Source organism: Streptomyces sp. MBT65 (assembly GCF_016612545.1).
GTDB lineage: Bacteria > Actinomycetota > Actinomycetes > Streptomycetales > Streptomycetaceae > Streptomyces.
Window position 1 is genome coordinate 1 of sequence record NZ_JAENRY010000381.1, and the last position, 6,702, is coordinate 6,702.

General features: G+C 72.2%; 5 protein-coding genes. 2 read left to right on the forward strand and 3 right to left on the reverse strand.

The window, feature by feature from the left end; genetic code table 11:
* The 3 genes from JHN63_RS45405 to eccE all read right to left on the reverse strand — a co-directional run.
* On the reverse strand, window positions 1-1,377 hold a 1,377-nt coding region (locus JHN63_RS45405; RefSeq protein ID WP_307782142.1), incomplete at its 3' end, for an SCO5717 family growth-regulating ATPase.
* A gap of 319 nt (window positions 1,378-1,696) precedes the next feature.
* Window positions 1,697-2,443 carry a hypothetical protein gene (locus tag JHN63_RS45410; protein WP_200690993.1) on the reverse strand — a complete coding sequence of 249 codons (747 nt, stop codon included), beginning with the start codon at window positions 2,441-2,443 and terminating at the stop codon, window positions 1,697-1,699.
* On the reverse strand, window positions 2,443-3,804 hold the full coding sequence (gene eccE, locus JHN63_RS45415) for a type VII secretion protein EccE (RefSeq protein ID WP_234478675.1): 1,362 nt from the start codon (window positions 3,802-3,804) through the stop codon (window positions 2,443-2,445). Before eccE ends, JHN63_RS45410 begins: the two co-directional genes overlap by 1 nt.
* Before the next feature lie 205 nt (window positions 3,805-4,009).
* Here eccE and eccB point away from each other — a divergent pair, with 205 nt between their 5' ends.
* Both eccB and mycP read left to right on the forward strand, forming a co-directional pair.
* Window positions 4,010-5,539, forward strand: coding sequence for a type VII secretion protein EccB (gene eccB, locus JHN63_RS45420; RefSeq protein WP_200690995.1), 1,530 nt, complete (start codon window positions 4,010-4,012; stop codon window positions 5,537-5,539).
* A 64-nt stretch (window positions 5,540-5,603) separates the two neighbouring features.
* Window positions 5,604-6,702 (forward strand): type VII secretion-associated serine protease mycosin (mycP, locus tag JHN63_RS45425; RefSeq protein ID WP_200690996.1); only part of this gene is annotated, 1,099 nt, incomplete at its 3' end.

Below are 6,702 nucleotides of genomic sequence, written 5' to 3' on the forward strand. Positions count from 1 at the left end.
GGCGGCGGGGTTGGGCCGGCCGCCTTGTGCGGGGGCAGAGGGGAAGCCGTAACCACCCTGCTGGTTCGGGTTGTTGGGGGGCGGCGGGCCCTGCTGCGGGAGCGGGAAGCCGTAGCCGCCCTGCTCGTCAGGGGCGGCAGGGTTGGGCTGGCCCTGTTGTGCCGGGGCAGGAGGGAAGCCGTAACCGCCTTGCTGGTCAGGTGTGTTGGGGTTGGGCTGGCCCTGATGCGCTGCTGGCGACGGGAAGCCGTAGCCGTCCTGCGGGGGTGCGTTCCAGGCGGCCGGGGCGGGTTGTGGTGCCTGTGGCTGGAATGCGGGTTGCTGCTGGGGCGGCAACGGCGGCTGGGTCGGGGGTGCGACGGGCTGTTGCGGTACCGGATGCGGGGGTGCCATGGCGCTCAACGGCTCGGGCTGCGGCTGGACTTGGGGTTCCGGCTGGCCCTGGGACTGTGCGGGCCAGTGATCGGCCGCGGGCGGGGCGGCGGGCTGGTAGGAGGGCGGCAGCGGCGGGACCCCGGTCTGCGGGGTCGGCGGGCGGGTCCAGGCCGGCGGAAGGGGCGGTACGTCAACGGCGGCATCCGTGGCCGGAGTTGCTCCCTGGGGGGAGTCGGCCTCCGGGGTGGGCGTGGGTGTCGTGACGTCGGCGTTGTTCGACCCGTCGTCCGGGGCGCCTGCCTGGTCGCCCGCCGGGGTGTCGGCCGAGTCGGAGGCGGAGTCAGGGGCTGGCGCCGACGCTTCGTCGCCGCTCTCGTCGGTGGGGGACTCGGCGCTGTTCTCGTCCTGAGCGCTCACCTCGGCGGCGTCGGTTCCCTCGGGGTCAGCGTCGACCTGCGCTTCGCCGTCGGCCGGAACCGCCTCACCGGCTGCCTCGGCCTCCGACTGTTGCCCTCTGATGGCCGCTTCCGCACCTTCTCCGGGGCCCTCGGCCGGAGCCGGGTCCGGATCGGCCTGGGTCTCCGCGGGCCCCGTTGCCGCATTCGGGACCACGCCCCACTCCGCGGCCTCCCGCTTCAGCGCGGTCGCGGAGATCCGCATGGTCGAGCCGCTCACGAGGTCGCCGTGCTCCGCGTCCTCGTCGTCGTCCTCCTCGTCGGCGAGCGCTGAGGCCCAGCCCGACTGGAAACCGGCGCTCTCGGGCGGTGCCGGCACCGCGAACGGGAGGCCGATCGGCGGCGCCGGAGGGGTGCCCGTGCCGCTCGGCGGGGTCGGAGCCGAGGGCGTCTGGGCAGCAGCGCCCGAAGAGTTCTGCGTGTACCAGGCCGGCGGCGCGTAGTCGATCGTGAACTCGCCCGTCATCTCGATGGCGGACTCGTCGTCGGGCTGGTCATCGCCGGGCGTGGCCCAGCCCCCGCGGATCCCGTCCCGATCGCTGCTCACAGTTCCTCCTGGTGTGGTCGAGCACCCTCATGCCGTGCCGGGGCGACGGTTCGCACCGTCCGATGCGCCGGGTTGTCCCCCTGGGGCCCCTGGGCCACGCACCACCCGCTCGCGGATAGTCGTGACGTGCCCAGTCCCAGCCTAATCACCAAAACCGTGGACTCGGCAGGCCCGCCCACCCCTTCGTGCACGCCCGAGCGACCGAGACCGGCGATAGCGGATCAAATCCCCCTGGAAAACGGCCAAATGGGACGGTCGGGGTATCTCGTTCTGTCCGCTCGATGCGCTCGATCCTCCGGGTAACCGGTCGGTCCGCCCGTCAGTCCATCCGGCGGGCCACGCCCAGCAGACCGATCTCCGCCTCCGTCGGCTGGGTCAGCACGTACTGCCGGTCCCGCTCCGTGCACCACAGCGTGACGCCGTCCGGCAGCGTGGGCAGTGCGTCGAGTTCCGTGCGCGGCAGGCCGATCACGCGCCCGATCTCCGCCGCCTCGTCCGGCGACACCCGCTGCACGCCCACCAGCCGCGCCTGCCGCATCAACCGCGGTGCGACCGGGCTGAGATACGGCAGCAGCGTGAGCACCGACTGCCAGGGCGCCGAGGTCACCCGCCCGCGCGGCGGCCGCATCCCGCAGTCCCGCACCACCAGCACCGGCGTACCGGCGGAGGCGCCCTGCGGGGGGACGCGGCCGACGTCGTACACCGCGAGGCCGTTCTGTCCGCCGCCCATCGCGTGCACCATCTGCATCCAGGCCTGCGGCCGTCCCGTCTCGACGGCGACCCGCGCTCCCGTGGCCGCCGCGCGCAGCGCCAGCACCTGGGCCGTCCAGAGGCCGCTGATCAGCAGGATGTCGTACGGCGTCGGGCGGTTGACCCCGAGCACGGCCGGCTGACCCTCGGGGTCGATGCCGACGACCACGCCGTCGTCCCCGATGGGCAGCGACAGCGCCTCGACCTGGTCGACGGGCAGCGTGTGCCGGGGGTGGCGCGGGCCGAGCAGGCCGAAGCCGCCGCGCAGCCGGGAGGTGAGACCGGTGGCCCGGGGCTCGGTGGGTGTCATGGTCATCAGCGGGCACCTCCGAGGGGCAACGTGGCGAGGACGCCGGGGAGTTGTTCACGGTCCAGGCGGGCGAGGCCGGTCCGGGCCTGCCGGGCGGCCTGCTCCAACTCGCGCCGCGCGTCGGTCAGTTCCTGATTGCTGCGGCCGGTGATGCGCAGATGCCCGGTGAGCGCCACGTCCTGTCGCTCGCCCCGGGCCAGCGTCAGACTGAACGTCGTCGCCAGCGCGGGGACGGCGGTCAGCCCGGCCACCAGGTGCGCCAACGAGGTGCCGGAGTCGCCCAGTTGGGGCCAGCGGCGCACCCAGTAGGTGGTGTGCCGACGGTTGTCGCAGCGCCAACTGCGGCTGGACTCCTCGGTCCGCCGCTGCGGCGCCTCGCTCCGCCCGGCCTGCGCGGTCACCATCGGGTTGGCGCACGCGGAGGTGGCGATCGCGGCCGTCAGCTCCTCCTCCGAGAGCACATTGGCCCGCAGCCCGGCACCGGACAGCCGGCTCGACAGGTGCTCCGCCGACCGTGCCAGGCACTTCTGCGCGCCGATCAGTCCGCCGCCGCGCGCGGCCACCGCCTCGGGGCACAGCTCGGGGTCCAGCTTCAGCGCGATCCAGGTGATCCGGACGGCGGGGGAGCCCGTCTGGGCCTGCAACGGCGCGTAGTTGCTCACCACGACCGACTGCTGGGGCAGATGCAGCGCGGGCGCGGGCTGGGTGTGCACCACGATCTGCGCCGACTCCAGGCGGATTCCGTCGACGTCGAGGGTGTCCCGGACCAGGCCCACCGGCAGCGGTCTCCGTCCGCGCTCGGCACGCAACGCGCCCGCGTCCGACTCCACTTGGAGCACCGCCGTGAGGAAGTCGCCGTCGCCGATCATCCCGACCGGCCGCTGGTCGCGGTCGTCGCCGCGGTGGTAGCTGTACGTCCGCAGGTTCGGGTCGCACTCCACGGCGGGCGCGAGACCGGCGTCGGTCCCCGGCGGCACCGGAGTGCTCGCGGCTCGCCGGGTCCGGGCGCGCAGCGCGAGCAGCGTGCCGAGCCACTCCGGCAGGGAGCGCCCCCGGCGTCGTACGACAGCGAGGAGGACGAGCAGCGCGGCGAGCGCGATCGCGGGCACGAGCGCCATCGGACCGACGAGCCAGCCGACCACCACGAGCACGGCGGCCAGCTCCAGCAGCACCAGCCGCTGGGTCGTGAACGAACCCCCGCGCCCCGAGCGCGACTTCAGACGCGGCGTGAAGGAGCCGGATCCCGATGCCGAGCCCGACGCCGAGACGGGTGTCGATCCCGACGCTGATCCGGGTGTCGATGCCGACGCCGATCCGGATGTCGGTGCCGGTTGCGATCGCGACCGGTTGCGCGTTGCCGAAGCCATCACTCCAAATCCCCCGAACTCTCCCGAACTTCCCTGCTCTCCGGTCCCCGCAGGGCCAGAGCACCCTACCCGTGACACAAGCACACCCACGCAACAGGCATAGTAGGGGGCGGGTCTGACACCAGAGGTATCAGAGGCAATCGGGGGCAGGGGCCGTATCTCCACAGGTCCTCCACGGCTCCGCACGGGGAGAGAGCGGACACAGATGGCATCACGGCGCGACGAACTCAACGCCTACACCTTCGCGAAGCGCCGTACGCTCGCGTCCTTCCTCCAGCCGTCGCCGTCGGGCTCGGACGAAGGGGCCCCGAAACCGCTGAGCGCGCTGGTGCCCGGTCTCGTCGTCGGTGTGGTGATCCTCGCGGTGTTCGGCGGCATCGGCATGTTCAAGCCGACGGCACCCAAGGGCTGGGCCACGCCCAACGAACACGTCATCGTGGCGAGCAAGTCGACCACGCGGTATGTGGTGTTGACGACCGGCAAGGAGGCCCAGCTCCACCCGGTGCTCAACATGGCCTCCGCCAAGCTCCTCCTGGACCCCGGCAAGGACAGCGTCATCACCGTCGACGAGAACGTCCTCGACAGCGGCAAGCCCCCGCACGGCGCGACCATCGGCATCCCGTACGCCCCCGACCGCCTGCCCTCCGACGACGAGGCCGAGGCGGCGAAGCGCTGGGCGGTCTGCGAGAGCCCCTCGGCCGGCGGCCGGTCCATCCAGAAGGCGGCGTTCGTCCTCGCCGAGAAGGACTGGTCCAAGACGGAGGGGAGCGGCAAGCTCTCCGGCGGCGACCTGATGTACGTCGTCGGCCCGGACGGCAAGCACCAGTACGTCGTCGACGCCAAGGGCACCGCGTACCCGCTGGCCGACCCCTCCGACAAGGAACTCCTCAAGGCCCTCGACACCCAGAGCCGCGCCCCGCAGCGTGTCTCCCAGGAGTGGCTCGACACCCTCCACAAGGGCGACCCGGTCGAGATCCCGAAGATCACCGGCGTCCCGGGCGCGGAGGCGAACGCCCTCGCCGCACCGGAGGTGCGGAAGTACGACAAGGTCGGCGAGGTCATCAGCGCCAACGACGGCCAGGCACGCAAGTACTACGTGGTGCTGCCCGGCAAGGTGGCCGGCATCTCGGAGTTCGTCGCCACGCTGCTGCTCAACAGCAGTGCCCTCCTCCAGGCCGGACAGACGGGCGAGGCGCAGCCGGTCAGCCCGGGCGCGGTCACCGACAGCACGACCTTCGAGGCCGACAAGAACTGGCCGACGTACGCGCCGAGGATGGTCAACGACGGCGGCAGCGCCGCGAACGGCCGCAACACCGTCTGCAACGTGCTGCGTTCGGTCGGCAAGAGCAACAGGACGACCCTCTCCACCTGGGTCGGCACGGACTTCCCCGCCACCCTCCCCACCGGCTCCTCCAGCGCGTACGTCACCGCCGGCTCGGGTCAGCTCTACCGCCAGGTCATGGGCACCGAGGCGGACGCGGGCCCGGTCTTCCTGGTCACGGACACGGGCCTGCGCTACGCCCTTCAGTCCAACAGCGACAGCGCCACCGCCGACAGCGGCATCGGTACGACGGCCAAGCAGCGCAAGGAAGAACTGAACGAGGCGAAGATCGCCCAGACCCGCCTCGGCTACGAGAAGGTCGTCCCGGCCCCCGTCCCCGCGGAGTGGTCGACGTTCCTGCCGACGGGTCCGCGCCTGTCGGAGGCGGCGGCACGGCAGCCGCAGGGTTCGTAGGCGCGACAGGCGCGACAAGGGAAGGTCGGGGCAGGGTGGGGAAGGGTTTGGAAGGGTTCAACTCATGCTGATCTCGCGGGCGTTGAGGGTCACGGCGGCGACCTCGATGGTGGCCGTACCGCTGTTGGTGTCGCCGTTGTCGGTGACCCCGGCGTGGGCGGACGACGGCCAGTGCACCTTCCCGTCGAAGCCGTACACGGGCCGCCCCTGGGCGTTGCAACGCGTCAACCTGGACGAACTGTGGGCCCAGTCCACGGGCAAGAACGTCAAGGTGGCCGTCATCGACACCGGGGTCGACGTCAAGAACCCGCAGTTGACGAAGGCGGTCGACGCGTCGGCGGGGGAGAACCTGCTGCCCGCCAAGAACGCCAAGGGCGAGACGATCGACCGCGGCAACAAGCAGGGCACCACCGACACGGTCGGCCACGGCACGCGCGTGGCCGGCATCATCGCGGCGCGCCCGGCCAAGGGGACGGGCTTCGTGGGCCTGGCCCCCGACGCGACGATCATCCCGATCAAGCAGAACGACGCGGAGGGCGACGGCACGGCCGCGACCCTGGCGACGGCGATCCGCGACGCGGTCGGCAAGGGCGCGGGCGTCATCAACATCTCCCAGGACACGGCGAACGCCGTAGCTCCCGCCGACAGCCTCGAGGACGCGGTGAACTACGCCCTGAGCCGGAACGTCGTCGTCGTCGCCTCGGCTGGCAACGACGGCCTCGGCGGCAACGTGCAGATCACCTACCCGGCCTCCTACGAGGGCGTCCTCGCCGTGGCGGCCTCCGACCGCAACAACGAACGCGCCTCCTTCTCCCAGTCCGGCGAGTTCGTCGGCGTGGCGGCCCCCGGCGTCGACATGGTCTCCACCGTCCCGGGCAACGGCCACTGCTCCGACAACGGTACGAGCTTCTCGGCGCCCTATGTCGCGGGCGTGGCCGCCCTGTTGAAGTCCAAGTACCCCAAGTGGTCGGCGCAGCAGATCGTCGCCCAGATCGAACAGACCGCGGAACGCTCCATCTCCGGCCACGACCGCCTCGTCGGCTGGGGCGTCGTGGACCCGGTCAAGGCCCTGACGGACGTGGACCCCGAACACCCCGTGGCGACCCCCGAGCCCGAGGGCGCCTGGCCCAGGGCCAAGGCGCCCTCGGGCTCGGGGGTCGCCA